At 71.6% G+C, this 26,472-nt stretch carries 20 protein-coding genes and 1 tRNA gene; 2 read left to right on the forward strand and 19 right to left on the reverse strand.

Going from position 1 to position 26,472, the window contains the following annotated elements; translation table 11 throughout:
- The 5 genes from ACQEVM_RS30315 to ACQEVM_RS30335 form a co-directional block, all read right to left on the reverse strand.
- Positions 1-642, reverse strand: a complete 642-nt coding sequence (locus ACQEVM_RS30315) for an IclR family transcriptional regulator (RefSeq protein ID WP_053684560.1) — start codon at positions 640-642, stop codon at positions 1-3.
- Positions 643-1,058: 416 nt separating this feature from the next.
- On the reverse strand, positions 1,059-2,843 hold the full coding sequence (locus ACQEVM_RS30320; protein ID WP_433084242.1) for a DEAD/DEAH box helicase: 1,785 nt from the start codon (positions 2,841-2,843) through the stop codon (positions 1,059-1,061).
- A 136-nt stretch (positions 2,844-2,979) separates the two neighbouring features.
- A complete protein-coding gene (locus tag ACQEVM_RS30325) occupies positions 2,980-3,342 on the reverse strand; it encodes a type II toxin-antitoxin system death-on-curing family toxin (RefSeq protein ID WP_433085479.1) in 363 nt (120 codons plus the stop codon).
- A 140-nt stretch (positions 3,343-3,482) separates the two neighbouring features.
- Positions 3,483-3,755 carry a hypothetical protein gene (locus ACQEVM_RS30330; protein ID WP_433084244.1) on the reverse strand — a complete coding sequence of 91 codons (273 nt, stop codon included), beginning with the start codon at positions 3,753-3,755 and terminating at the stop codon, positions 3,483-3,485.
- Positions 3,756-3,792: 37 nt separating this feature from the next.
- Positions 3,793-5,283, reverse strand: coding sequence for an MFS transporter (locus ACQEVM_RS30335; RefSeq protein ID WP_433084246.1), 1,491 nt, complete (start codon positions 5,281-5,283; stop codon positions 3,793-3,795).
- A 405-nt stretch (positions 5,284-5,688) separates the two neighbouring features.
- Here ACQEVM_RS30335 and ACQEVM_RS30340 point away from each other — a divergent pair.
- Positions 5,689-5,760: transfer RNA gene (locus ACQEVM_RS30340), tRNA-Cys, on the forward strand.
- Positions 5,761-5,836: 76 nt separating this feature from the next.
- Here the strand turns inward: ACQEVM_RS30340 and ACQEVM_RS30345 are convergent.
- The 11 genes from ACQEVM_RS30345 to ACQEVM_RS30395 form a co-directional block, all read right to left on the reverse strand.
- Positions 5,837-7,012, reverse strand: coding sequence for a S8 family serine peptidase (locus tag ACQEVM_RS30345; RefSeq protein ID WP_433084248.1), 1,176 nt, complete (start codon positions 7,010-7,012; stop codon positions 5,837-5,839).
- 38 nt (positions 7,013-7,050) lie between these two features.
- Complete coding sequence (mycP, locus tag ACQEVM_RS30350) at positions 7,051-8,196, reverse strand: type VII secretion-associated serine protease mycosin (RefSeq protein ID WP_433084250.1); 1,146 nt, start codon at positions 8,194-8,196, stop codon at positions 7,051-7,053.
- Between the two features lie 56 nt (positions 8,197-8,252).
- A complete protein-coding gene (gene mycP / locus ACQEVM_RS30355) occupies positions 8,253-9,425 on the reverse strand; it encodes a type VII secretion-associated serine protease mycosin (protein ID WP_433084252.1) in 1,173 nt (390 codons plus the stop codon).
- A 21-nt stretch (positions 9,426-9,446) separates the two neighbouring features.
- Positions 9,447-10,910 carry a WXG100 family type VII secretion target gene (locus ACQEVM_RS30360; protein WP_433084254.1) on the reverse strand — a complete coding sequence of 488 codons (1,464 nt, stop codon included), beginning with the start codon at positions 10,908-10,910 and terminating at the stop codon, positions 9,447-9,449.
- Positions 10,910-11,377, reverse strand: a complete 468-nt coding sequence (locus ACQEVM_RS30365) for a DUF2563 family protein (protein WP_433084256.1) — start codon at positions 11,375-11,377, stop codon at positions 10,910-10,912. Before ACQEVM_RS30365 ends, ACQEVM_RS30360 begins: the two co-directional genes overlap by 1 nt.
- Before the next feature lie 168 nt (positions 11,378-11,545).
- Entirely contained in the window at positions 11,546-13,882 is a 2,337-nt protein-coding gene (locus ACQEVM_RS30370; RefSeq protein ID WP_433084258.1) for a xanthine dehydrogenase family protein molybdopterin-binding subunit, read from the reverse strand.
- Positions 13,879-15,945, reverse strand: a complete 2,067-nt coding sequence (locus tag ACQEVM_RS30375) for a 2Fe-2S iron-sulfur cluster-binding protein (protein ID WP_433084259.1) — start codon at positions 15,943-15,945, stop codon at positions 13,879-13,881. The genes ACQEVM_RS30370 and ACQEVM_RS30375 overlap by 4 nt, the downstream gene beginning before the upstream one ends.
- A complete protein-coding gene (locus ACQEVM_RS30380) occupies positions 15,942-16,871 on the reverse strand; it encodes an FAD binding domain-containing protein (RefSeq protein WP_433084261.1) in 930 nt (309 codons plus the stop codon). Before ACQEVM_RS30380 ends, ACQEVM_RS30375 begins: the two co-directional genes overlap by 4 nt.
- Before the next feature lie 235 nt (positions 16,872-17,106).
- Positions 17,107-18,774 (reverse strand): beta-N-acetylhexosaminidase, encoded by a 1,668-nt coding sequence (locus ACQEVM_RS30385; protein ID WP_433084263.1) that lies wholly within the window; start codon positions 18,772-18,774, stop codon positions 17,107-17,109.
- 145 nt (positions 18,775-18,919) lie between these two features.
- Positions 18,920-19,204, reverse strand: coding sequence for a DUF3039 domain-containing protein (locus ACQEVM_RS30390; RefSeq protein WP_053679372.1), 285 nt, complete (start codon positions 19,202-19,204; stop codon positions 18,920-18,922).
- 29 nt (positions 19,205-19,233) lie between these two features.
- Positions 19,234-19,794 (reverse strand): YqgE/AlgH family protein, encoded by a 561-nt coding sequence (locus tag ACQEVM_RS30395; RefSeq protein ID WP_351377241.1) that lies wholly within the window; start codon positions 19,792-19,794, stop codon positions 19,234-19,236.
- Positions 19,795-20,057: 263 nt separating this feature from the next.
- On the opposite strand from ACQEVM_RS30395, the gene murA reads away from it, so the two are divergent.
- On the forward strand, positions 20,058-21,398 hold the full coding sequence (gene murA, locus ACQEVM_RS30400) for a UDP-N-acetylglucosamine 1-carboxyvinyltransferase (protein WP_053679376.1): 1,341 nt from the start codon (positions 20,058-20,060) through the stop codon (positions 21,396-21,398).
- 137 nt (positions 21,399-21,535) lie between these two features.
- On the opposite strand, the gene ACQEVM_RS30405 is transcribed toward murA, so the two are convergent.
- The 3 genes from ACQEVM_RS30405 to ACQEVM_RS30415 all read right to left on the reverse strand — a co-directional run bounded on the left by ACQEVM_RS30405 (position 21,536) and on the right by ACQEVM_RS30415 (position 26,362).
- Positions 21,536-21,817, reverse strand: a complete 282-nt coding sequence (locus ACQEVM_RS30405) for an HU family DNA-binding protein (RefSeq protein ID WP_007264399.1) — start codon at positions 21,815-21,817, stop codon at positions 21,536-21,538.
- 340 nt (positions 21,818-22,157) lie between these two features.
- A complete protein-coding gene (locus tag ACQEVM_RS30410; protein WP_433084267.1) occupies positions 22,158-23,561 on the reverse strand; it encodes an NAD-dependent malic enzyme in 1,404 nt (467 codons plus the stop codon).
- Positions 23,562-24,055: 494 nt separating this feature from the next.
- Complete coding sequence (locus ACQEVM_RS30415) at positions 24,056-26,362, reverse strand: HelD family protein (RefSeq protein ID WP_433084269.1); 2,307 nt, start codon at positions 26,360-26,362, stop codon at positions 24,056-24,058.
- Between the last annotated feature and the right edge of the window lie 110 nt (positions 26,363-26,472).

The following is a 26,472-nucleotide window of genomic DNA, read 5'->3' on the forward strand; positions in this document are numbered from 1 at the left end:
TCAGCGCAGGGCGTCGGCGACCTCGCGGGCGGCGTCCACCACGCGCGGGCCGACCCGCTCGGGCACGGCGTCGGCCAGCATGACGACCCCGACGCTGCCCTCCAGGCCGGTGATGCCGACCAGGGGCGCGGCAGCGCCGCTGGCGCCCGCTTCGAGTTCGCCGTGGGTCAGCGTGTACCCGGGTTCGATGAGCGTGCCCTGACGGGCGGCCAGGATGGCCCGGCCGGCCGCCCCGCGGTCCAGCGGGTGACGGAAACCGGCCCGGTAGGCGACGTGGTAGTCGGTCCAGGTCGGCTCGACGACGGCGACGGCGAGCGCCTCGCTGCCGTCCACGAGGGTCAGGTGCGCGGTGGCCCCTATGTCCTCGGCGAGGGACCGCAGTGCGGGCAGGGCCGCCTCGCGCACGAGGGGGTGTACCTGACGACCGAGGCGCAGCACGCCGAGTCCGACCCGCGCCCGGCCGCCGAGGTCCCGGCGGACCAGGGCGTGCTGTTCGAGCGTGGCGAGCAGGCGGTAGACCACGGTGCGGTTCACACCGAGGCGGTTGGACAGCTCCGTGACGGTCAGACCGTGGTCGGTGTCGGCGAGCAGCTTGAGGACCCGGAGCCCTCGGTCGAGAGTCTGGGAGGTTTCCGCAGTCACGACGCCTCTCCCTCTTTAGGTGGGCGGCGGTGACTCTCACGGGGTGAAGCGCTGCCGGTCCCTCGGCGACGCACGGAGAGGCCGCCGGTAGCGGCCATGGCACCGGCTGCGCTCCCGCGGCGGCGCTGCCACGGGGCGTTCGATGCGGGGACAGTATCCAGCAGGTTCGCTGAGCGGAAGGGCTCGTCCAGAATCCGGGCGCCTACTGCCCGCTTGTACCCATTTGTTCGAGCGGGTGTGTCAATTCGTAATCTTCCCCGGCATCTTCCCCGCATCTTCCCCGGCGCGCATTCGCATTTCGAACGGACAGCTCCGGTTCCGCCGAAACGACGACGGGGTCCGTGCGCATCGACGCACGGACCCCGTCCTCGTACCCTCGCGGACCCCGTCCTCGTACCCTCGCGCGGGCGACTGCGTCACCGCATCCGGGTGGCCCACTCCTGGACCTTCTTGATGCGCTCCCGCAGCTGACCCGCCGTCGCCTCCGCGCTCGGCGGGCCACCGCACACCCGACGCAGCTCCGTGTGGATCACCCCGTGCGGCTTGCCGCTCTGGTGGACGTACGCGCCCACCATCGTGTTCAGCGACTTGCGCAGTTCCAGCAGCTCCTTGTGCGAAACCACGGGGCGGCGGTCCGCCGGCAGCTCCAGCAGGTCCGCCTCGGAGTCCGGCTTGCGCCGGCTGTGGGCGATCTGCCGCGACTGCCGCTTCTGGAGCAGCATCTGCACCTGGTCCGGCTCCAGCAACCCGGGGATGCCCAGGTAGTCCTGCTCCTCCTCGCTGCCGGGATGCGCCTGCATCCCGAACTCGGCGCCGTCGTACAGCACCCGGTCGAAGACGGCGTCGGACTCCAGCGCCTCGAAGGACATCTGCTCCTCGTCGCCGGTGTCCTCGTCCTCCAGTTTGTTCGCCTCGTCCATTTCCTTCTCGGACTCGGCGTACGGGTCTTCCTCGCCCTGCTTCTTCGGCTTGTCGAGGACGTGGTCCCGCTCGACTTCCATCTCGTTGGCGAAACCGAGGAGATACGGAATGGTCGGAAGAAACACGGACGCGGTCTCGCCGCGCCTGCGCGAACGTACAAATCGCCCGACTGCCTGCGCAAAGAACAAAGGAGTCGAAATGGTGGTGGCATAAACGCCCACCGCGAGGCGCGGAACGTCGACGCCCTCGGACACCATGCGGACCGCGACCATCCAGCGGTCGTCGTTCGCGCTGAAGTCGTCGATCCGCTTCGACGCGCCCGTGTCGTCGGACAGGACGACGGTCGCCTTCGTGCCGGTGATCTCCCTGATCAACTTCGCGTAGGAGCGCGCCGAGTCCTGGTCGGAGGCGATGACCAGACCGCCCGCGTCCGGAATGCCCTTGCGGACCTCGGTCAGCCGCTGATCGGCGGCGCGCAGGACGTTCGGCATCCAGTCGCCGCGCGCGTCGAGGGCCGTGCGCCAGGCCTGCGAGATGGCGTCCTTGGTCATCGGCTCGCCGAGCCGGGCGGCGATCTCGTCGCCGGCCTTGGTGCGCCAGCGCATGTTGCCGCTGTAGGACAGGAAGATCACGGGGCGGACGACGCCGTCGCCGAGCGCGTTCCCGTAGCCGTACGTGTAGTCGGCGGACGATCGGCGGATCCCGTCGTTCCCCTCCTCGTACGTCACGAAGGGGATCGGGTTGGTGTCGGACCGGAAGGGCGTACCGGTCAGCGTGAGCCGCCGGGTCGCCGGGTCGAAGGCCTCCAGGCAGGCCTCGCCCCAGGACTTCGAGTCGCCGGCGTGGTGGATCTCGTCGAGGATCACCAGGGTCTTGCGCTGTTCGCACCGGTTGCGGTGCAGCATCGGCTTGACGCCGACGCCCGCGTACGTCACGGCGATGCCGTGGTAGTCCTTGCTCAGCGGGCCGGCCGAGTACTCGGGGTCCAGCCGGATGCCTATCCGGGCGGCGGCCTCGGCCCACTGCTTCTTCAGGTGTTCGGTCGGCGCGACCACGGTCACCTGCTGCACCACGTGGTGGTGCAGCAGCCAGGACGCGAGGGTCAGCGCGAAGGTCGTCTTGCCGGCGCCGGGGGTCGCGACCGCGAGGAAATCGCGCGGCTGGGTCTCCAGGTACCGGTTCAGCGCACCCTCTTGCCAGGCGCGCAGCTTGCTGGCGGTACCCCACGGCGCGCGGCCGGGGAAGGCGGGTGAGAGGTGGTGGGAGGCGGTAGTAGTCACGGTCTCCGGTTCGTGCTCTCGGTGTATCTGGTACGGGCGGGAAGCAGTCGTACGTAGGACAACCGGGCCACCCTACCGGCACGGGCCCGCCCCTCGCGGAGGGACAGGCCCGTGACCTCGGCGGGTGCGGCGAGCATCACATCCGTCTCAGCCGCTCCGCGATGCGCCCGACGTCGCCCTCGTTCCCGGAGGCCACGTCGATCACCAACGCGTACGCCACGTCCTGGTCAACTCCCGCGAGATCCACGCCGTTCAGGGCCAGGAAGGTCGCGGCCGACAGCCAGGCGGTGCGCTTGTTGCCGTCCACCAGGGGATGGTTCGAGGCGATCCCGTGCAGCAGCGCGGCGGCCTGCTCGTACCGGTCCGAGTACGCCGGGGTGCCGAACATCCGGGCCCTCGGCCGGTGCACCGCCGACTCCAGCAGCGCGGGCGCACGCAGCTCGACGGGGCACGCCAGGCGGGCGAGGTCGAGCACCTCGGCGAGGGTCAGATGACGCACGTCCGGGCCTTGCTGGGGGCCTTGGTCCGGGTCCTGGTGCGGGCTCTGGTCCGGGCCGTGGTCCGGGCCGTGGTCCGGGCCGTGGTCGGGGCCGTGGTGCGAGATCCGGTCGGCCGGGGCGTCCCCGCTCCGGTTCGCGCTCATTCGCCGAGCCGCTTCAGCAGCGCGGCGTGCCGTGAGGCCAGCCGCCGGGCCTCGTCCCCGACGCGGGTCCGCTCCCGCGCGAGGAGTTGCCGTACGGCTTCCCGCGCGAGCGCCTCGGGGGCGTTCCCGGTGGCGTCGGCGAGGTCGTCCAGCTCCGCGCGCTCGACGTCGGAGAGCCGGAGCAGCAGCTCGCTCGGCCCGTCCTCGTCACGGCGGCCGTCCTCGTCACGGCGGCCGTTCGGCTCGTTCGGCTCGTTCGGCTCGTTCACTCCCGGAGCGTATCCGCGCCGTTCCCGCACGTCCCCGTCATTTACGCCCCGCCGCCGCCGGCGCAGCCGCCGGGGCCGGGGCGGCGTGCAGTCGGGTCGCCACCCACGCCCCCACCAGCGCCACGCACGCCATCGGCAGGAAGACCACCACGAACGCCCCCGGATGCGAGGACGACCCACCGGAGGTCACCGCGTGCGCGGCCCCCACCGTTCCCCCGCCCAGCGCGGCGAACGCCGCCCCGCCGGCCGCCAGCAGCACCACGTTGGCCAGCGCGTCGGAGATCTGCAGCGCGGCGGAGTTCGCCCCGGCCTCCCGCGGCGCCGACAGCTCCAGCAACAGCACGCTCGTCGAGCCGATCACCAGCCCCATCCCGAGGCATCCGACCGCCCAGGCCACCGCCAGCGTCCACACCGGCACCCACGTCAACAACACCGTCGGGGCGGCCGCGATGGCGAACGTCACCAGCACCATCCCGGCGACCATCAGTCGCTCCCGGTACGGCGCCATCCGACCCTTCGACTGGATCCAGGAACCGCCCGCCCAGGTGAGACCGCCGAGCGCCAGCGAGAACCCGGCCAGCGTCGGGCTCAGCCCCCGCTGCGTGACCAGCATCAGCGGCACGAAACTCTCGGCCGCGATGAACGAACCCGCCGCCACCCCCCGCAGCAGCACCACCGACGGCAGCCCGCGCCGGGCCAGGTACGTTCCGCGCGGCAGCAGCCCCCGCGCCGCCGGAACCAGCAGCGCCGCACCCGCGACGGCCGGTACGACCGAAAGCCACCGCAGGTCCTGGGCGGCGTACTGGAGCAGCCCCGCACCCGCCGAGATCCCGAGGGCGAGCCGGATCCGCCGCCGGTCGAAAGCCACCGGCTCCCCGCCGCTCACGGGCCCGGACGCGGTCCGGCGGATCGCCGGTATCGCCACGACCAGCGGTACGACGACCAGCGCGGGAATCGCGAGGAACACCCAGCGCCATCCGAGGTGCTCGGTCACCGTGCCGGCGGCCAGCGGGCCCACGATCGAGGGAACCACCCAGCTCGCGGCGAAGGCGGCCATGATCGCGGGGCGCAGCCGCTCGTCGTAGGCCCGGCTGACGACCACGTACAGGGCGACGATCACCAGCCCGCCACCGAAGCCCTGCACCGCCCGCCCGAGCAGGAACACCCACATCCCGGCGGCCGTCCCCGACAGCACCAGCCCGCCGGCGAACGCCCCGATCCCGAGGGCGAGGGGGCGCAGCGGCCCCTGCCGGTCGGCCCACTGCCCGGACAGCACCATGCCGAACAGGCTCGTCGTGAAGTAGGAGGAGAAGGCGAAGGCGTAGAGACCGATCCCGTTCAGCTCCCGCGCGGCGACCGGCATGGCCGTACCGACGGCGGTCGCCTCGAAGGCGATGAGGAACACGACGGAGATGATGCCGATGCTGAGCGTCCGGTACGCGGCCCCGAGGATCCCACCCGGAGACTCCGAGGGCTCGGACGGGACCGGTGCGGCGGTCTCGGGGACACGGGGTTCCAATGCGCTCATCGCACCAGCGTAAGGTCCATACCTCTGCTTCGTCCCTGTCAATTCGACCGATCCCCGACTCCGCCTCCGGGCCTAGGTCGAGTCGTCGAAGCACCGCCTGTCCAGCGCTTCGGGGCCAGAGGGGGCGGGGGCGGGGGACGGGGGCCGAAGCGATCTCCGATCGCGTGCGGACGTTCGAATAGGGCCGGCTGACGCGACACGTCGCGGTGCGGGGTCGCTCAAGGGGCTGTTCGCGCCCGGCCCCGCCCGACAGCGGTCACCCGCACGTCGCCCCCGATGCGGGCGCTACGCCGTGACGACGACTCCCCGGACTGTGAACGGGACATGGCAGTCACATTGCGGCCCCCGCGCACCCCTTCCACCGCCGCGGGGCGCCTCGTACGGTCGTACTCGTCACCACCACACAGCCGTGTGCCCGAGTGGTTGAGGGACTCGCCTGCAAAGCGAGTTACGCCGGTTCGATTCCGGTCACGGCTTCGGATGCGAAGGGCTGCCCGGGAACCTGGTTCCCCGGCGGCCCTTCGTCATGGTCGGGCACCGCTCCTGCGCCGGATCAGCTTCCCTCGCGCCGCCGGAGCACGGTGGTGACGGCCCCGCCGACGATCAGCACGCCTACCAAGCCGAGCCCGACCCACCCCACCATGGCGCGGAACCCGGACGCCTCGTCCGGCCCCGACTCCTCCGACGGCCCATCGTCACCGGCCGACATCGCCGCGGCCGCGGCGACGAAATCGGGCAGCGGGTACACGCCTGCCGGTCCGGGGGAACCCGGAGTGGACATCGCGATCCGGGGGCGGGCCACCCCGTACCCGATCCCGTCGTTGCGCACCGCACCGTCCACGGGAGCGCCGGCGGTATTGAGCAGGACCCGGAGCACCTGGTTGTTGGTCCAGTCGGGGTGGGCGGACCAGAGCAGGGCGGCAGACGCGGAGGCGACGGCGGTGGCCTCACCGGTCCCGTGGCTCTTGCAGTACCCCGCCTTGCCCCGGCAGGACGTGAGGATGTCGACGCCCGGCGCGGCCATGTCGACCTGGGGTCCCGTCAGCGACTCCGCGGTCGGCTTACCGCCCTGATCGGCGGCGGTGACCCCCACCACACCGGGAGTGGCCGCCGGATAGCGAAGTTCGCCCGGCTTCTTGGCCTCGATGGCGGCCCGGCTCGAACCGGTGATCTCCCCCTCGCCCACGGCCGCGAAGACCAACTTGCCCTTGGACAGGGCGTACTTCACCGCCTCGTCCCGCGCCGGGTCGGCCGTCGGCGTGGACATGGAGATGTTGACGACCTTCGCCTCCGAGTCGGCCGCGCGCCGGATCGCCGCCGCCCAGGACGACTCCCCCGGCGCGTCCTCCCGAGGCACCCTGATCGGCAGGATCCTCACCCCCGGAGCGACCCCGGACAGCCCCTCGCCCCCGGAGGCCTGGCCCGTACCGGCGATGATCGTGGCCATGGACGTACCGTGCCCGTCCTGGTCCGTACGCTCGTCCCCCTCGACCTTGCCCCCGGCGAGGTCCACACCGGGCAGCACCTGGCCCTCCAGCTCGGGCACGTGTCCCACACCACTGTCGATGACAGCCACCGTGACGCCCTTGCCCGTGCCGACCTTCCAGAACTCGGCCGCCTTCATCACGGTGAGGTGCCACTGCTTCTCGCGAATGGTCTCCGCATGAGCCGGCGCCCCGGCAGTCCCGACCAACAGCAGACCGGCCAGCACCGGACCCGCCCCGCGCAAGAACCGCCGGTGCTCCCCCACCAACCCCACCAACCCCGTCAACGCCTGGCGCGCCGCACGACGACAGCCGCGACGGCCCCGCCGATGAGCACACAAGCCCCCAACCCCAACGCGAGCCACGGAAGCCCCCCGCCGGACTCCCCCGCGTCGGCCCGAGGAACAGGCGCGGGCTCCGCCGACTCGGAAGCCTTCGCACCCGGCACCCCGGAAGGCGCCTTGCCGGCCCCGGCACCCGCGAGATCCGGCAACGGATACACATCGGCCGGCCCGGGATCACCGGGCGTCGGCACGGCAATCCGCGGGCGGACGACGCCGTAGCCGACGTAGTCGTTTCGCTCGACACCGTCCTTGGGCTTCCCGGCAGTGTTGAGCAGGACCCGGAGCACCTGGTTGTTGGTCCAGTCGGGGTGGGCGGACCAGATCAGCGCGGCAGACGCGGAAGCCAGGGCGGTGGCGTCGCTGGTGCCGTGGTTCTTGCAGAGTCCCGTCTTGCCACCGCACGCCGTGACAATGTCGACGCCGGGCGCCGAAAGATCCACAAAGGCGTTGTGTTGCGATTCTTTCGTTGCAGCACCGTTGGGATCCACAGCACCAATGCCCACCACACCGGGCGTCGCGGACGGGAACTCGGCACGGTTGGTTGAATCTCCGTCATTACCAACCGAGGCAAAGATCAATTTTCCCTTGGCCAAGGCGTACTTCACTGCTTCAGCTCGCTCCGGATCATCTCGTTCCGCACCCAACGATATGCTGATGATTTTGGCCTCTGAGTCTGCCGCGTACCGGATCGCTTCGGTCCATGTGGGTGCTGTCGCGTTGAACTCGTGCGGTACGCGGATGGGAAGAATCTTGGCACCCGGCGCAAGGCCGAAGGCGCCGTCACCGCTTGGATGCTTTCCGGACGCTGCGATCAACGCAGCCATCGTCGTACCGTGCACTTCCAGGTCGGTACGCTCATCACCAGCGTTTGATGTCGCGAGATTCTTTCCGGGAATGACCTGACCTTCAAGTTCCGGGATGTCATCCACCCCGCTGTCGATGACAGCGACCGTCACCCCCTTTCCGGTACTGATCTTCCAGATTTCATCCGCTTTCATGGCGTCGAGGTGCCACTGCTTCTCGCGAATGGTCTCCGCATGAGCCGGGGTTGCAGCGACCCCGGCCAACAGCAGACCGGCCAGCACCGGACCCGCCCCGCGCAAGAACCGCCGGTGCTCCCCCACCACCCCCGCCAACCCCGTCAATGCCTGGCGCGCCGCACGACGACAGCCGCGACGGCCCCGCCGATGAGCACACAAGCCCCCAACCCCAACGCGAGCCACGGAAACCCCCCGCCGGACTCCCCCGCGTCGGCCCGAGGAACAGGCGCGGGCTTCGCCGACTCGGAAGCCTTCGCACCCGGCACCCCGGAAGGCGCCTTGCCGGCCCCGGCACCCGCGAGATCCGGCAACGGATACACATCGGCCGGCCCGGGATCACCGGGCGTCGGCACGGCAATCCGCGGGCGGACGACGCCGTAGCCGATACCGTCATTGCGCTCTGCGCCATCGACGGGCTTCCCCGCCGTGTTCAGCAGGACCCGGAGCACCTGATTGTTGGTCCAGTCGGGATGCACCGACCACACGAGTGCGGCCGACGCCGACGCGAGCGCGGTGGCATCACTGGTGCCGTGGTTCTTACAGACCCCTGTTTTTTCCGCGCACCCGGTGACGATGTCAATGCCAGGCGCGGAAAGGTCCACTTGGGGGCCGCGCTCGGACTCTTTGGTTGCGACGCCCCTGACATCCACGGCGCCCACTCCTACCACCCCCGGGGTCGCGGCGGGGTAGAGGACCTCGTTGGTCGAATGTCCATAATTCCCCACGCCAGCAAAGATCAATTTACCCTTGGCGAGTGCGTACTTCACCGCATCGATCCGCGCCGGATCCTCCTTGGGAGTAGCCAACGAGATGTTGATAATTTTGGCATCCGAGTCTGCGGCATACCGGATTGCGGCGGTCCACGAAGGGCTACTCAAATCCTCCTCGTGCGGAACACGAATGGGAAGGATCTTGGCCCCAGGAGCAAGTCCAAAAGCGCCTTCACCATTTGGGCGTTTACCCGTGGCCGCGATAAGGGCAGCCATAGTCGTGCCGTGACTTTCATAGTCGGTGCGCTCGTCACCCTCAAGGCTTTCCGGTGCGAAGTCCTTCCCGGGAAGAACTTGTCCTTCCAACTCAGGCAGCGGCTCAACCCCTGAGTCAATGACGGCAACCGTGACTCCCTTGCCCGTACTCACTTTCCAGATGTCGTTGGCCTTCATGACATCGAGGTGCCACTGATCCTGTCGAATGGTGCCTGCATGGGCCGGGGCCGCAGCGACCCCGGCCAACAGCAGGCCCACGAAAACCGAGGTCGCCTTACGCATGCGCATCCCGTGCAACGTCCGTTCCGCTCAGTCGACGACCGGCGGCACAACACGACGGTCGCCCTGCCAGGTCTCTTCGTCCTCGGTCAGATAGTCGGGGCGTTCGCCCCCCTGCCCGTCACGCCGCTTGCCTGGGTTTTGAGTACCCGCGCCACCATGCCCCATCGAGCCGACCGGCCCGGCTCCGGCCGCGCCCCGCACGAGTCCGGAGCCACCTTGCGTGAACGATTGACCACCGGTCGCTGAGCGACCGCCCGATGCTGGTGGGCGCCCACCGACGACACCGCCGGGCTCTGTGGCGAGTCGGCGACCGACCACAGATCCGCCTGATGCGCCGTGAGGCCCTCCGGCGCCGCCACCCATGCCGCCGCCCATCATGCCGCGTCCGGCCGTCTGGCCACCTTCCGCGCCGATGACCGTGCCGCGCGGGATACCCGCGCTGGGGCCACCGCCAGAGATCGGCCGACCGCCGAAGATGCCCGCATCACGCGTGGGCAGCCCTGCAACAGCGCCGGCTTTGCCCGTGAGACCGCCCGCGCTGGGAAACATCCCGCCCCTCACGGGGCCAAGGCCACCGCCGGGCTTCGCCAGGCCGCTGGCCGGTGGAAACGGCGCAGGCGGGATCGCCGGAGCGGGGGTGACATTGATTCCCCCGGGCCCCACCGGCCCGGTTCCCCCTGGGGCCGTCGGCAGGGTCTTGTCCGGCAGAGTCCCGACGTTATTGAGGTCCAGATTGACATTCCGTTCAGGAGCAGATGACACCAGGTTGTTCCCCGGCCCTGGCAGCAAAGGTGCGCTCACGCTGCCATTGGACTGTGGCCGTTCCACAACGACGCCGCCGGGTTCTTCCGAGGATGCGACGGAACGGCCCGGCGTCCCGTATGCCGAGCTTCCCGCCACGCCAGCCCCGGAGCCGCCACCTGAATCCCCATAGATCCCTACACCGTCAACACCCCGAGGAACAAAGTTCGCCGGCGGCGGCGGGAACGTCGGGATCTCCGCCGCGTTCATCTGGTACGCCGACTGCTGGTACGAGGTGGTCAGCTTCTCCAACTGCTGAACGGCGCGCATGCGATGCAGCTCCAGCTTTCGCCAGGACGCCCGACCGACCGGCTGCGCGTCCGGGTCGTTGTGGAATTCCTTGGCCGCCGCGACATTGGCCAATTCCGGGTCGACTTCGTCGCGCTTCGGCATGGCCTTCCGAACCTCGCGCATGGTCTGCCCGGCCTCCACCATGTACTTGCCGCCGGTGGCGCTGTATTCGCTCAGGCGGAGCGTCGCGCTGCCCGCCTGGCTCACCCAGTCCTGGAAGGCCGTCGAGGCCTCGCCCTCCCAGCCGGACACCTTGTGCGACTTCAGGATCTCCCCGATCGACTTGATGTCCGCAGCGGCTTTGACCAACGCCGTGCCCCGCTCCCCCACCGTCTCGGGGCTGAAGTCCGCGACCATCGCCATCAGTTGTTCGAGCGTGTAGTCCCCGAAGCCCGGCATCAGTTCCCCCCTCCCGGATAGTCCTTGCCACCCGTCGTCGGTGCCTTGTACAGCGGGTCCCGTTCCGCGACGTAGTCCTCGTGCGCCTGCGCCGAGATCGCGGCCATCCGGCGGCGGGTCTCCTCGTCGATGCCCGCGAAGCCCTTGCCCGCCGTTCGGATCGCGATGCCCAGGCCCTCGATCTGGGCCGCCAGCCCCCGCGACAGGTTCACCAGTTGTTCGTGCACCGTCGTGTAGGCGGTCTGCAGCTGGGCGGCCGCCGGGAACCCTTCCCCCAGCACGCCGGCCGGCAGCGTCCCGTCGGCCAGCTTCTTGTCCGCCGCCGCCGAGCCGTCGAGCCTTTCGAGAAGGTCGTCGACCAGGTTCTTGTAGCCGTTCAGCGTCTCGTACTCGATGCGCATCGCCGCCGTCGGCGGGGGTCCTCCGATGTACGGTCCCGGCACACCCTGCCCGTAATCCAATGCCACGACGGTCTCCCCGACTCCCCGTTGTCCCCGCGGGAGCGGTGTCGGCACCGCTCCCCGTCCCCGTTCGCTCCCGCTCACACGCGCACGTGCGCAGTCTCGTCGGTCACTCTAGCGACCGGCGTCGACAGCCCCAACCCCGGGGTTGCACGTGCAATGGGCTTCGTGCGGTCAGGAGTTGGGTGCCGCCACCGCCGCGGATGGCCGGATCGGGAGCCTGTTGACCGGGCGTCCGGTGGCGGATCGGACGGCCGAGGCCACGGCCGCCGGGGTGGTCACCACGGGGACGGCGCTCGCCGCCTTGGCTCCGAAGGGGGCCACCACGTCGCGTTCCTCGACGAGTTTGACGATGCGGATCGCCGGGGCGTCCAGCGCGGTGGGCAGGGCGTAACCCGTGAGGTCGGGGTGGCGGATGACTCCCGCGACCGAGCGGAGGTTCTCCGTCAGGGCCGCGCCCACGCCCTGGGTGACGCCCGCCTCGATGCGGGCTTCGAGCTGGCGGGGGTTGAGGATGCGGCCGACGTCCTGGGCGACCGCGAGTTCGACGACGCGTACGGAGCCCAGCTCGACGTCCACGTCCACCACCGCCCGGATCGCGCAGAACGCGAGCCCGACGAAGGCGTCGCCCTGGCCGTCGGCGTCGAGGGGTTCGGTGGGGTGGGGGCGGCACTGGGCCGTGGCCCAGAGTTCCTTGCCCTCTATCGCCTCGGCGACGGTGGTGGAGAACGCTCCGTCGTACGACGTGATCCGGCCGTCCGTGATCTGGAGGAGTTCGGTGGACATGCCCAACTTGTGCGCCATCGGCTGGAGGAGTTGGGTACGGACCATCTTCGCCGCGCGTTCCACGGCGCCGCCCGACACCCACGTGTGTCGCCCGTGCGCGGCGGGCCCGGCCGGCGGCTGGTCGGTGTCGACGGGGGCCGTCACGACCTCGTCGACGCCGAGGACCTCCTGGACGATCTGTCGGGCGAGCGTGGTGAAGCCCTGGCCGGTGTCGACGGCCGCACAGATGACGGTGGCCGCGCCGTCCACGACCTTCACGGTGGCGGTGGAGACCTCGTCGGTGCCCTCGGCGCCGAGCATGTGGACCATGCCGACGCCGTACCCGACGCCGCGCCGGACCGCGCCCGGTTCGCCGGCGCCTTCCGGGCCGCCGGGCAGCAGCCACTCGTCCTCGGGGGTGTCCTTCGGGAGGGACGGCAGCGGGTGGTCGCGTACCGCGCGCAGGAGTTCGGCGACCGGCGCGGGGCAGGTGACCGTCTGGCCGGTGGGCAGGAGGTCGCCGGTGGCCAGGACGTTGCGCATGCGCAGCTCGGCGCCGTCGATGCCGAGGGCGGCCGCGAGCTTGTCCATCTGGCCTTCGTAGGCGGCGCACACCTGCATGGCGCCCTCGCCGCGCACGTGGCCCGACGGCGGGTTGTTCGTGCGCACCACCCAGCCTTCGACGAAGGCGTGCGGGACGACGTACGGGCCGCACGCGAAGGCCACGGCGGCGGCCAGCGATTCCGAGGACGAGTCGGCGTACGCGCCCGCGTCCATCAGGATCTGCGCCTCGACCTTGACCAGCCGGCCCTCCGCGTCCGCGTGGTGGCGGTAGCGCAGGAGCGTCGGGTGTCGGTGGGCGTGGCCGAGGAAGGACTCCTCACGCGTGGCGGCCAGTTTGACGGGGCAGCCGGTGCGCAGGGCCAGCAGGCCGAGCGGCAGTTGGAAAGCGGGGTCCTCGCGGTCGGCGGTCGCGCCGGGGACTCCGGTGACGACGATCCGTACCCGGTCGGGCTCCAGCCCGAAGCAGGCGGCGGCCAGGTCGCGGTCGGTGTGCGGGTCGGTGGAGGCGGTGTAGATCTCCACGCCGCCGTCGGGGCGCGGTACGGCGAGTCCGGCCTCGGCGCCGATGGGCGCCGGGTCCTGGCGGCCGATGAGGTACAGGCCCTCGACGACGACCTCGCCGGTCGCGTCCGGGTCGCCGTAGCGCAGCGGGATGTGCCGGATCAGGTTGCCGTCGGGGTGCAGGGCGGGGGCGCCGAAGGCCTGCTCGGGGTCGGTGATCGCGTCGAGCGGTTCGTACTCGACGGTGATGGCGGCGGCCGCGAGGCGGGCGGTGTCGGGGTGGTCGGCGGCCACGGCGGCGATGGGTTCGCCGTGGTGGCGGACGATGTCGTGTGCGAAGACGGGCCGGTCGGCGATGCGGCGGCCGTGGGTGGTGGCGCCGGGGACGTCGGCGTGGGTGACGACGGCGCGGACGCCCGGCATGGCGGCGGCGGCCGTGGTGTCGACGGAGAGGATGCGGGCGTGGGCGTGCGGGGAGCGCAGTATGGCCGCCCACAGCAGGCCTTCGGCCCACAGGTCGGCGGCGTAGGGGTACGTGCCGCCGGTCTTGGCCCGGGCGTCGGCGGACGGGACGGAGGCTCCGATCCCGCGCAGCGGTTCCTGCCCCTCCTCCGCTCCGGGGCCGGGGGCCGTCGTCACGGTGGCCGTGCTCGTCGCGGTGGCCGCGTCCTGCCCGCTCACGCCGTGCCTCCGTTGGAGTGGATGCCGCCCTCGCCGGGCGACGCCTGGTGCGGAATGCGCGTCTCCGAGCCGGAGCCGGTACCGGATGCGGAGCCGGTACCGGGGCCGTTTCCGGAGCCGGTACCGGTCCCGCCGGCGGCGGTCGCCTCGCGCTCGGAGACGACCTCGCGGACGGCCTCGATGACGCCCTTGTAGCCGGAGCAGCGGCAGAGGTTGCCGCAGAGCGCCTGGCGCGTCTCCAGCTCGCTCGGCGCGTGGTTGCCTTCCAGCAGGTCATGGATGGTCATGGCCATGCCGGGGATGCAGAACCCGCACTGCACCCCGCCCGACCTGCACAACGCTTCCTGTACGTCGGAGAGTTCCCCGTCCGTGGCGAGCCCCTCGACCGTCCGGACCTCGCTGGACGCGGCCGTCGCGGCGGGCACCAGGCAGGACGCGACGAGCCGGCCGTCCACCTGCACGGCGCAGGCCCCGCACTCGCCCTGCGAGCAGCCGTCCTTGGCTCCGGCGAGGCCGAGCCGCTCACGCAGCACGTACAGCAGCGACTCGCCGATCCAGGCGCCGGTGACGGGACGGTCGGCCCCGTTGACGCGCAGGACGTAGGAAGCCAGCGGGTGCTCGTGATGGGCGTCGGCCCCCGCGTTCTCTTCCTCGTACGTCGTCTCCCCGAGCGGAACACCGGCGGGGTCGCCCGCGTCCGGCGGTGCCACGGCGCTGTCCGGGGCGCCCTCGACCGGCACGCCCGGCGCGGTGGCTTCGGCGCGACCACCGGCGGACTCCTGCTCGGGCTCGATGAACACGAGCCCGTGCCCGTCGGTGGCCTCCGGCCCGGCCGGGGCGTCCACGCGCCCCTCCCCGGGCTCGGACTCCGGCCCGACCACGTCCAGCCCGCGCCCGTCGGTGGCAAGACCACCGGCATCCACCGCGAAACCGCGCCCGTCGGTGGCGAGACCATCGCGGTCATCCACGACGAAACCGCGCCCGTCCGTGGCAAGACCAGCGGCGTCCACCGCGAAACCGCGTCCATCCGTGGCGAGACCATCGCGGTCATCCACGACGAAACCGCGCCCGTCCGTGGCAAGACCAGCGGCGTCCACCGCGAAACCGCGCCCGTCGGTGGGCGACGGCCCGCCGGCGGGCCGGTCCGTCCGGGTGAATCCGTGTCCGTCGCCCGGGCCGGCCTCCGTGCCCGCGGGGCGCGGTCGTTCGCCCTCGACCGGCGTCTGTGCCGGGCCGTGGGCGGCGTCGATGTCCGGGGCCGGATGGGTGACCGGCTCGGGGTCGGGGAGCGGGGTGCCCACGCCGGGGCCGCCCAGCACCCTGGGGCCGCGACCGGGAGGGCCGCCGACGGGGCCGCCGTGCCGTGCGGCTCCCCCGTCCTCGCCCTGGAAGGTGCCCGGGAGCATCCCCGAGCTCAGCGAGGCGTCGTACACGGGCGTCGCCCAGGGGGCGGCCGCGCCGCCCGGCAGGGTCGCCGGGGCCTGGCTCCAGTCGGCGGCGGGCGGACCGCCGGGCAGCGTCCACTGGCCGGTGTCGCGGCCGTCGCCGGACTGCGTCGCGTCGGGGAACCGCCACTCGGCGGTGTCGGCGGGGTCGGGGTTTCCGGGCGTCTCGGCGGGATCCGCCGGCGCCTGGTCCCGGCCGGTCGCGCCGAAGACGGCGGCCACGGACGGGGGCAGCGGGATCGAGGCCGGGATCGGGCCCCGCGCGGGCGCCTGGCCGGCCGCGGAACCCGGCGCGGAACCGTGTACGGAGCCGTCCTGGCCCGTCGCGCCCGTTCCCGCCTCGGGCCACTGGACCGGCATCGTCCAGGTCCCGGTGGCCGAGGGGTCGGCCGAGCCGGAGCCCAGGGGCACGATCATCGGCGGCGGCACGTACCCGTGCCCGGGGGCCGCCAGCGGCTCCCGGTTGTCGAGCGCGTCCAGCATCTCCTGCGGCAGTTTCACGAAGGCCGTGGCTTCGGAGTCCATTTCGCCGCCGTGCGGCACCGGTTCCCAGCCCCAGCCGGCCTGCGCGTGCCCGGTGCTCCCGGTCGTTCCGCTCACGTTCTCGTTCTCACTCATGTGCTCAGTGCCCTCCCCAGGGCCCTCCGTGCCAGCACGGCCACCGTCCGCCGCAGGTGCAGCACTCCGGCAGCCACCGGTTCTCCCTGGTCGGGCACGCAGGCCGCGGCGACGTACTCGCCGAAGGCCTCCAGCGCCTCGGGGGCCAGGCTGCGGTCCCCGTCCCAGTCGATCAACGAGGCCACCCACTGTTCGGCCTCCAGCGGCCTCAGGGGCATCGGGGCGACCGCGCCGATGGCGCAGCGCACTCCGCGGCGCGCGGGGTCCAGCACGAGCCCCGCGGAGGCTACCGCGCGCCCGGGGCCCGTACGTCCCGTGGCCTTCAGGAACACCTGCGGCGCGTGCAGCAGGGGAACCCGTACGAAACCGATCAGTTCGCCCGGGCGGAGCATCTCGCGGCCGGCCAGCAGGTGGGAGACCGGGATCTCCCGCCGGGACACCCCGGAGTCGCCGAGGGCGGGCGGGCCGACGATGATCAGCACCGCCTCCAGCGCCGCCAGGACGGGCAGGGCGTCGCCCGTGGGGGCGGCCGTGGCGATGTTCCCGCCGAGGGTGCCCGCGTTGCGGATCTGCGGCGGTCCGGCGGCGCGGGCGGCGGCGGCCAGCGCGGGGATCAGGGCGGCGAAGTCGGGCCTGCCCATCCGGGCGTGGGTGAGGCCGGCGCCGAGCAGCGCGTGGCCGTCCTGGTACTGCCAGCCGCGGATCTCGTTGATCCGGCCGAGGCCGACCAGCGCGGCGGGTCGCAGCAGTCCGGTGTTGACGGCAGCCATCAGGTCGGTGCCGCCGGCGACGGGCACGGCCGCGGGCATGGCGGTGAGCGCCGCCACGGCCTCGTCGAGCGAGGTCGGCAGCGTCACGGACTGCGCCGCCCGGGGGCCCTGAGGCCCCTGAGATGAATGCGGTGAGTGCGGTGCGTGCGTGGTCAACCCGGCTGCCCCTTCCCGATGTCCCGGTCCCGGCGCTCACGCCTGTCCGCCGTACGGTACGTCCTCACCGCCGGGACGTGGCAACTCTGGCACATGTTCCGCACCGGCCGGCGCGAGGGTCGGCCGGACGCGCGATGCCGGGGTCCGGCCCGCCGGCACCGCGCACTTGTGTCCGTATCGACCTAAATCGGGAAAGAGTTCCAAAGGACTTCAAACGCTGCGTCGGTTGCCTGAGTCACACGATCGGGGGCTCGCCGTCGATCGGGCGCCCGAGCACCCCGGGGCGTCGCTGCCGGGGCAACGGGCCGCCGGGCGGCCGGTAGTCGACCCCGAGGGCGTCCAGCCGCGCGTAGTGCGTCGTCATGCGCGCCTCGAACCCCGCCCAGTCCCGTTCCGCGGGCTTCGGAAGGCGCGACCAGACCACCTCGGCGAACGCGGCCAGGCGCGGGAACACCTGGTAGTCGACCCGGCTCTGGTTCTCCGTCACCTCGGTCCACATGTTGGCCTGCGCGCCCAGCACGTGGGCCGCCGCCTCCGGCGACAACTTCGGCGGTACCGGCTCGAACCGGTACACGTCGGCGAGCGAGCGGACGTAGCCGATCGGCATCGGCTCGTCCTCGCCCGGCGCCTGACGGTGGTCCAGGTACACCTGCTGCTCGGGGCACATCACCACGTCGTGGCCGGCCTCGGCGGCGGCGATGCCGCCCGCGTACCCGCGCCAGGAGGACACCGCCGCGCCCGGCGCCAGTCCGCCCTCCAGGATCTCGTCCCAGCCGATCAGCCGTCGGCCGCGCTCGGCGAGCCAGCCGTCGAAGTGCCGGATGAACCAGGCCTGGAGCCCGTCCTCCCCGTCCACGCCCAGTTCCCGGATCCTGGCCCGCGCGGCCCGGGAGGCGCGCCACTGCGCCTTGGGGCATTCGTCGCCGCCCACGTGCACGAAGGGCGAGACCTCCGCCGGGAACAGTTCCAGCAGTTCCTCGAAGACGCCCTCGTAGAACCGCAGTACGGCCTCGGTGGGGGCCAGTACGTTCTCACAGACCCCCCAGTCGTCCCAGACCCCGAGCGCGGCGGTGTCCACGACGTCGGTGTTCCCCAGTTCGGGGTACGCGGCGATGGCGGCCTGCGAATGGCCGGGCACGTCGATCTCGGGGACGACCCGCACGTGCCGCTCGGCGGCGTACGCGACGATCTCGCGGATGTCGTCCTGGGTGTAGAAGCCGCCGTGCGGGGTCTCGTTCCACAGCGGTGACGCCCGGTGCCCCCAGCGGCTGCGCGACCGCCAGGCGCCGACCTCGGTGAGCCGGGGGTACCGCTTGATCTCGACGCGCCAGCCCTGGTCGTCCGTCAGGTGCAGGTGCAGCACGTTCAGCTTGTGGGCGGCGAGCAGGTCGATGTAGCGCAGCACCCCGTCCTTGGGCATGAAGTGCCGGGCGACGTCGAGCATCAGGCCGCGCCAGCCGAACCGGGGGCCGTCGGCGAGGTCGCCGACCGGCAGCCGCCAGGCGCGGTCGGGCGCGGCGGGCGCGCGTCGGTACGCGTCGGGGCCGAGCAACTGGCGCAGCGTCTGCACCGCCCAGTGGAGGCCCGCCGGGTCGCCGCCTTCGAGGAGGACCAGGTCGCGGGTGACGTGCACCTCGTACGACTCGGCGCCGGCTCCGGCGATCTCGGGGCGCAGCGCGAGCCGGATCACCGTGCGACCGGCGTGCGCCGCGCCCGCGACCGGCGCGGGCAGTTCCCAGCCGGTGGCCGCGCCCAGTTCGGCGCGCAGTCGGCGGGCGGCGCCCTCCGTGCCCGGGGGCGCCACGAGCACCGGGTCGGTCAGCTCGCACTCGTCGGCGGTCGTGAAGCGCGCGTACCGCGGCTCCGGAATCAGGTCGGGCACGGGCGGGACCTCCACGAACATGCCGTTGCGTCATGCGCAACGCGCGTTCCACATGGCGCTTGCCCGGCCGACCCTAGCTTTCCTGCCGAGCGCGCAAAAGGTCCCCGGCGCACGGTGGCGCGACCGGGGACCTCGGTCCTGCGTGGTTCGGGACGAACGGCCCGGACTACTTGTCCTTGCCGCCCTTGTCCTTGTCGCCGCCGGCGCCCATGGATTCGTAGATCTCCTTGCACATGGGACAGACGGGGTACTTCTTCGGGTCCCGTCCCGGGACCCAGACCTTGCCGCAGAGGGCGACGACGGGCGTACCGCCGAGCGCGCTCTCCATGATCTTGTCCTTCTGGACGTAGTGGGCGAAGCGCTCGTGGTCGCCGTCGCCGTGGGACACCTGCGGCGTCGGCTCTACGAGGGTCCCCGTACCAGTCCCGCGCTCGGGCTCAAGAGTGCTCATGAAAGCCAGGGTACCGACCCCCGCGCGGCTCAGTTGAGCGACGGGTCGTCCGGATAGGTGGCGATCATCGCCAGCTCGCTGCGCTGGCGGCGGAGCACCGCCCTCCACAGCCGTTCGGGGTCCGGGAAGGAGATGTCGCCCGGCTCGGAGTCCACCACGTACCAGGCCCCGCCGCCCAGCTCGTCCTCCAGTTGGCCGGGTCCCCATCCGGAGTAGCCCGCGAAGATGCGCAGGCCACCGAGGGCGGCGGCCAACAACTCGGGCGGGGCCTCCAGGTCGACCAACCCGATCGCCCCGTGCACCCGACGCCACCCCAGCGGCCCCTCCTCGCCGGGGATCACGGCGATGCCGAGGGCCGAGTCCAGGCCCACCGGCCCGCCCTGGAACACCACCCCGGGGGCGCCGGCCAGCGGCGCCCAGGGCAGCAGGATGTCGACGACGCCCACCGGCGTGGGCCGGTTGAGGACGACGCCGAGCGAACCCTGCTCGTCGTGGTCGAGCAGCAGCACCACCGCGCGGTCGAAATTCGGGTCCGCGAGGGCGGGGGTGGCCACGAGCAACCGCCCTGTGAGGGAGGACACCTCGGTCATGCCGACATGATCTCGCACATTCGCCCTTCGGGGGGAGCCGGCGGACTCATCGGATCACGCGCAGCTCAGGGCGCACGGCGGCGGACGGGGGCGCGCTTCCCGAACCGACCCGGAACGCGACACTCCGCCACGATGCGGCAACAGAGTGTGTTGTGCCGAATTCATGACAGTCCTACGGCCGCGTCAGCCATACAAACAAGGGGGTGGCGACCCTTACCCTTTTCACTGGCCCCCCGCCCACCCCACTCCGGAACGCGAGATCCATGACCGGCACTGACGATGTCCTGCTTGTCCACGGCGGTACCCCGCTCGAGGGCGAGATCCGTGTCCGCGGCGCGAAGAACCTCGTGCCGAAGGCCATGGTGGCCGCTCTGCTCGGCAGCACCCCCAGCCGACTGCGCAACGTTCCCGACATCCGTGACGTCCGGGTCGTGCGCGGTCTGCTCCAGCTCCACGGCGTGACCGTCCGCCCCGGCGAGGAGCCGGGCGAACTGGTCCTCGACCCCACGTACGTCGAGAGCGCGAACGTCGCCGACATCGACGCCCACGCGGGGTCCTCCCGGATCCCGATCCTGTTCTGCGGTCCGCTGCTGCACCGTCTCGGCCACGCCTTCATCCCCGGCCTCGGTGGCTGTGACATCGGCGGCCGGCCGATCGACTTCCACTTCGACGTGCTCCGCCAGTTCGGCGCGACCATCGAGAAGCGCGAGGGCGGCCAGTACCTGGAGGCCCCGCAGCGTCTGCGCGGTTGCAAGATCCGGCTGCCGTACCCGTCCGTCGGTTCGACCGAGCAGGTGCTGCTGACGGCCGTCCTCGCCGAGGGCGTCACCGAACTGAGCAACGCGGCCGTCGAGCCCGAGATCGAAGACCTCATCTGCGTGCTGCAGAAGATGGGCGCGATCATCTCCGTCGACACCGACCGGACCATCCGGATCACCGGCGTGGACGAGCTCACCGGCTACAACCACAAGGCGCTCCCGGACCGCCTGGAGGCCGCCTCGTGGGCTTCCGCGGCCCTGGCGACCCGCGGCAACATCTACGTCCGCGGAGCGCAGCAGCGCTCGATGATGACGTTCCTGAACACCTTCCGGCGGGTCGGCGGTGCCTTCGAGATCGACGACGAGGGCATCCGCTTCTGGCACCCGGGCGGCCCGCTGAAGGCCATCGCGCTGGAGACCGACGTCCACCCGGGCTTCCAGACCGACTGGCAGCAGCCCCTGGTCGTGGCCCTGACGCAGGCCTCGGGCCTGTCGATCGTCCACGAGACGGTCTACGAGTCCCGGCTCGGTTTCACCTCGGCGCTGAACCAGATGGGTGCTCACATCCAGCTGTACCGCGAGTGCCTGGGCGGTTCGGCGTGCCGTTTCGGCCAGCGCAACTTCCTGCACTCGGCGGTCGTCTCCGGCCCCACCAAGCTGCAGGGCGCCGATCTGGTCATCCCCGACCTGCGCGGCGGGTTCTCGTACCTGATCGCGGCGCTGGCCGCCGAGGGCACCTCGCGCGTCCACGGCATCGACCTGATCAACCGCGGCTACGAGAACTTCATGGAGAAGCTCATGGAGCTGGGAGCCAAGGTCGAGCTGCCCAACGGCGACCTCGTCTGACAGAAGCGCCCCAGGGCCCCTCAGGGGGCCCTGGACAGGCCGAAGGGCGGCCACCCCGGTGGGGTGGCCGCCCTTCGGCTTTCGTGTTCACTGCTGCCGTCCCGAGGGCCGGTGCGGCCCTCGGCACAAGGGCGGGACTACTTGCCCTTGGCGGCTTCCTTGAGCTTGGAGCCCGCGGAGACCTTCACGCTGTAGCCGGCCGGGATCTGGATGGGGTCGCCGGTCTGCGGGTTGCGCGCGGTGCGAGCGGCACGGTGGGTGCGCTCGAAGGTCAGGAAGCCGGGGATGGTGACCTTCTCGTCGCCCTTGGCGACGATCTCGCCGACGGTCTCGGCGAGCGCGGCCAGAACGGCGTCGGCGTCCTTGCGGGTCACCTCGGCGCGCTCGGACAGAGCGGCCACCAGCTCACTGCGGTTCATGTTGTACTCCCGTGTTCAACGTGCCTTAGAGGCGTGAGATCGAAGCCGATGCTGCCAGGGCCCTAGGACAGTCCCCGGACCCGGGTCTGAACGTCAGACCCTCTCGCCCGGTTACGCATCCTGCCCCCACCAGCGGCGGGAAAGCCAATCCGGCACCCGCCAGGGTCACACGAAAAGCGCCACTGTCACGCCGCGGTGACGCTCCGTCCGCATCCGATGGTTCGGGTGGATGCGGACCGCGGGCCACGCCGGCATCCCCGCAACCCTAGAGGTGGCCGGGCGGGCCCGCATCTCGCGACGCGCCGGTATCAGGGGGCCGTGAGGGCCGTCACAGCCGTGTTCACGCCCCGGAGGCGGCCTTGCGGACCGCTCCGGCGACCGCGCCCGCGACCTTGTCGTTGAAGACGGACGGGATGATGTAGTTCGCGTTCAGCTCGTCCTCGCCGACCACGTCCGCGAGCGCGCTCGCGGCGGCCAGCATCATGTCCGTGTTCACGGTGCGGGACTGGGCGTCCAGCAGGCCGCGGAAGACGCCCGGGAAGACCAGGACGTTGTTGATCTGGTTGGGGAAGTCGGACCGTCCGGTGGCCACGACGGCGGCCGTCTGACGGGCGACCGCGGGGTCGACCTCGGGGTCCGGGTTCGCGAGCGCGAACACGATGGCGCCCTCCGCCATGGCCGCCACGTCGTCGCCGTTCAGGACGTTCGGGGCGGAGACGCCGATGAAGACGTCGGCTCCGACCACGGCCTCCTTCAGGGTGCCCGTGTAGCCCTCGGGGTTGGTGTTGTCCGCGATCCAACGCAGCGGGGAGTCGACCGCCGCGTCGACGAGGTCGGGGCGCCCGGCGTGCACGACACCGTGGATGTCGGCGCTGACGGCGTTCTTCACACCCGCCGCGAGGAGCAGCTTGAGGATGGCCGTACCGGCCGCGCCGGCGCCCGACATGACGACCTTGACGTCGCCAACTGCCTTGCCCACCACGCGCAGTGCGTTGGTGAGGGCGGCCAGGACGACGATGGCGGTGCCGTGCTGGTCGTCGTGGAAGACGGGGATGTCGAGGGCCTCGCGCAGGCGGGCCTCGATCTCGAAGCAGCGCGGCGCGGAGATGTCCTCCAGGTTGATGCCCGCGAAGCCGGGAGCGATGGCCTTGACGATCTCGACGATCGCGTCGGTGTCCTGGGTGTCGAGGCAGATCGGCCACGCGTCGATGCCGGCGAACCGCTTGAAGAGGGCCGCCTTGCCCTCCATGACGGGCAGCGCGGCCATGGGGCCGATGTTGCCCAGGCCCAGCACTGCGGAGCCGTCCGTCACGACTGCGACGGAGTTGCGCTTGATGGTGAGGCGCCGCGCGTCCTCGGGGTTCTCGGCGATGGCCATGCACACGCGGGCCACGCCCGGGGTGTAGATCATCGACAGGTCGTCACGGTTGCGGATGGGGTGCTTGGACGCCATCTCGATCTTGCCGCCGAGGTGCATCAGGAAGGTTCGGTCGGAGACCTTGCCCAGGCTGACGCCCTCGATCCCGCGCAGCTTCTCGACGATCTCGTCGGCGTGCGCGGTGGAGGTCGCGGCGATGGTGACGTCGATACGGAGCTTCTCGTGACCCGATGCGGTCACGTCGAGGCCGGTGACGGATCCTCCGGAAGACTCCACGGCGGTGGTCAGCTGGGAGACCGCGGTACCGCTCGCGGGCACTTCCAGGCGGACCGTCATCGAGTACGAGACGCTGGGCGCCGTTGCCATGGCCGTGTTCCTCTTCTGTCCCTGGTTTTTCTGTACACAGGGCCCCGGCGCACGGCGGGTGCGGCGGGACCTCTTGTCCGATCGTCCCACCTACCAGCCGGTAAAAGGTAACCAGCTACAAATTTCGGAAAGACACTTCCACCATACGAGATATGCAGGACTCCGGGAAGGGTTTCCGGCCACGCAAAACAGGTCTGCCCCGGCACCGAAGTGCCGGGGCAGACCTGTTCTTCACGTAGATGACACCGACCCGCCATGCTCGCCTCGCGGCAAGTGGTCGCTCTGAGCGACGAAGGTTGGGCCCGGGGGCTTGGATCGAGTCGGTGCCGTACCCAGGCTAACAAAGGATCGCCGGAAGCGACCCCCCTCCAGGCACTTGACTCTTGGACCACACCCCTGGTCGCGGGCCAAACGGCCCATCGCCCCTGCGGGCACGCCCACCGGGACTCGGGTCTCGTCCGGCCCGCGGGCCGGACGAGACCCGACGACGGGTCCTACGGACGCAGCAACGTCGGGACGCCGACCCCGTCGGGGGTGTCGCGCTCGGCCGAGACCACCGTCAGCTGCTGCGTGGCGCGCGTCAGGGCCACGTACAGCACCCTCAGCCCCGCCTCGGACTCGTCCGCGATCTCGGCCGGGGACACCACGACGGTGGCGTCGTACTCCAGCCCCTTCGCCTCCAGGCTGCCCAGCGCGACCGCGCGTTCGCCCAGGTCGGCCAGCCATCCGGCCGCCTCCGCCCGCCGGTCCATGGCCACGACCACGCCCACCGTGCCGTCCACCTGTTCCAGCAGCCGTCGGGTCTCTTCCCGGACGCTCTCGCCCAGATCGCCCGGGGCGGCCGTGAAGCGGGGCTCCAGCCCCGTCGAGCGCACCGCGGTCGGCGGTTCCATCCCCGGCATGGCCAGTTTCAGCACCCGGGCGGCCACCTCGGCGACCTCGGCGGGGTTGCGGTAGTTCACGGTCAGCGTGAAGCGTCGGCGCGGCCGGGACCCCAGGGCCTCGTCGCGGGCCGCCGCCGCCTCCTGCGGATCCGTCCAGGAGGACTGCGCCGGGTCGCCGACGACCGTCCAGGTGCCGTGCCGGCCCCGGCGGCCCACCATCCGCCACTGCATCGGCGTCAGGTCCTGCGCCTCGTCGACGATGACGTGCGCGTACTCGGTGCGCTCCGCCGCGAGCCGCTCGGCCCGCTCCCACTGGGTCTCCTCGCGGGTCGGCATCAACTCCTCCAGCCCGCTCAGCTGGTCCAGCGGGTTCAGCTCGCGCTTCCGCTTGGGTCGCGCGGGCGCCCCGAGCAGTTGCTGGAGCTCGTCGAGCAGCGCGACGTCGTGCACCGACAGCGGACCCTTGCCGTCCGGACCGACCCGGCGCAGCGAGCGGGCCAACCGGCGCGCCTCGCGGGGGTTCAGGTCCCGGCGCGACCAGCGTCCGAGCCTGCGTTCGTCGGCCATCGAGGCCAGCACCCCGCGCGGGGTCAGCTCGGGCCACCAGGCGTTCAGGAAGTCGATGAAGGCGTCCTCCGTCGAGATGTCCTCGTCGAAGGCGGACCGCAGCTCGGCGGCGAGTTCCGGGTCGCTGTGCCGGCCGTTCGCACCGGACTTCGCGTACAGGGCGTCCAGCAGCAGCTTGCGGGCGCGCGGGCGCAGCAGGTTCACCGGCGCGGTGCCGCCGAGGGCGTTCTGCCGGATCCGCTCCAGTTCGTCGGCCTCCAGCTCCTGGCGCCGGCCGAAGGCCACCACGCGCAGCCGCTCGGGGGCGTCGCCGAGTTCGAGGGCGCCCCGTACGGCCTTGCGCAGCACCTTGAGCATCCGGGAGGAGCCCTTGACGCGGGCCACGGCCGGATCGTCGTACGTGGTCGCCTCGGCCCCGTCGACGAGCGAGCCGAGTGCCCTGATGGCGACCTGCCCCTCCTCGCCGAGCGAGGGCAGCACGCCCTCGGTGTAGGCGACGAGCAGCGGGGTCGGGGAGACGATCAGGATGCCGCCGGAGTAGCGCCGCCGGTCCTGGTAGAGCAGGTAGGCGGCCCGGTGCAGGGCCACGGCCGTCTTCCCGGTGCCGGGGCCGCCGGCGACCTCCGCGACGGAGGCGGCGGGGGCCCGGATGACCAGGTCCTGCTCGGCCTGGATGGACGAGACGATGTCCCGCATGGAGTGCGTACGGGCCCGCCCGAGCGCCGCCATCAGGGCGCCGTCGCCGATGGCGGGCAGTTCCTCGCCGTCGAGCGAGGCGGTGACCTCGGGGCGCATCAGGTCGTCCTCGACGCCGAGCACCTTGCGGCCCTTGGAGCGGATCACCCGGCGGCGCACGACGCGGCCGGGTTCCTTCGGCGTCGAGCGGTAGAACGGCGCGGCCGCCGGCGCCCGCCAGTCGATGACGAGCGGCGCGTAGTCGGAGTCGAGGACACCGATCCGCCCGATGTGCAGGGTCTCCGCGATGTCGGCGGTGAGATCGGCGCGAATCGCGTCGTCGGCCGGCTCGACGGAGGTGTACGCGCCGTCCGGGCCGCGTTCCCCGTCCTTGCCGAGGACGAGGTCGATCCGGCCGAAGAGGAAGTCCTCGAACTCGTTGTTGAGGCGGTTGAGGTGGATCCCGGCGCGAAAGACCTGCGCGTCGCGCTCGGCGAGCGCGCCGGGCGTGCCGACCTGCCCGCGTTTGGCGGCGTCGTTCATCAGGAACTCCGCCTCGTGGATCTTCTCCTCAAGGCGTCGGTACACGTGATCGAGATGCGTCTGCTCGACCGCGATCTCCCGATCGCGGACGGAATCCGCCGTGCTGTCGACAGCGGCATTCTGCGCGGCCACCAAGGCCCCTTTCTGACGTGCATGGGCGACCGTCAACCGTACGCGAACCAGGGCCTTGTCCGCACGCCCGTTCCGGGACCGTCCGCGGATCACACGAACGGCCCTGTCCG

Source organism: Streptomyces sp. CA-243310 (genome assembly GCF_050936775.1).
In the GTDB taxonomy this organism is placed as follows: domain Bacteria; phylum Actinomycetota; class Actinomycetes; order Streptomycetales; family Streptomycetaceae; genus Streptomyces.

Excerpts from the sequence above, each read along its gene's own strand:
- ACQEVM_RS30405 (WP_007264399.1), bottom strand. The coding sequence starts at position 21,817 with ATGAACCGCAGTGAGCTGGTGGCCGCTCTGTCCGAGCGCGCCGAGGTG.
- ACQEVM_RS30390 (WP_053679372.1), bottom strand. The coding sequence starts at position 19,204 with ATGAGCACTCTTGAGCCCGAGCGCGGGACTGGTACGGGGACCCTCGTA.
- ACQEVM_RS30360 (WP_433084254.1), bottom strand. The coding sequence starts at position 10,910 with ATGCCGGGCTTCGGGGACTACACGCTCGAACAACTGATGGCGATGGTC.
- ACQEVM_RS30385 (WP_433084263.1), bottom strand. The coding sequence starts at position 18,774 with ATGTTCGTGGAGGTCCCGCCCGTGCCCGACCTGATTCCGGAGCCGCGG.
- murA (WP_053679376.1), top strand. The coding sequence starts at position 20,058 with ATGACCGGCACTGACGATGTCCTGCTTGTCCACGGCGGTACCCCGCTC.
- ACQEVM_RS30375 (WP_433084259.1), bottom strand. The coding sequence starts at position 15,945 with ATGAGTGAGAACGAGAACGTGAGCGGAACGACCGGGAGCACCGGGCAC.
- mycP (WP_433084252.1), bottom strand. The coding sequence starts at position 9,425 with ATGCGCATGCGTAAGGCGACCTCGGTTTTCGTGGGCCTGCTGTTGGCC.
- ACQEVM_RS30335 (WP_433084246.1), bottom strand. The coding sequence starts at position 5,283 with ATGAGCGCATTGGAACCCCGTGTCCCCGAGACCGCCGCACCGGTCCCG.
- ACQEVM_RS30410 (WP_433084267.1), bottom strand. The coding sequence starts at position 23,561 with ATGGCAACGGCGCCCAGCGTCTCGTACTCGATGACGGTCCGCCTGGAA.
- ACQEVM_RS30395 (WP_351377241.1), bottom strand. The coding sequence starts at position 19,794 with ATGACCGAGGTGTCCTCCCTCACAGGGCGGTTGCTCGTGGCCACCCCC.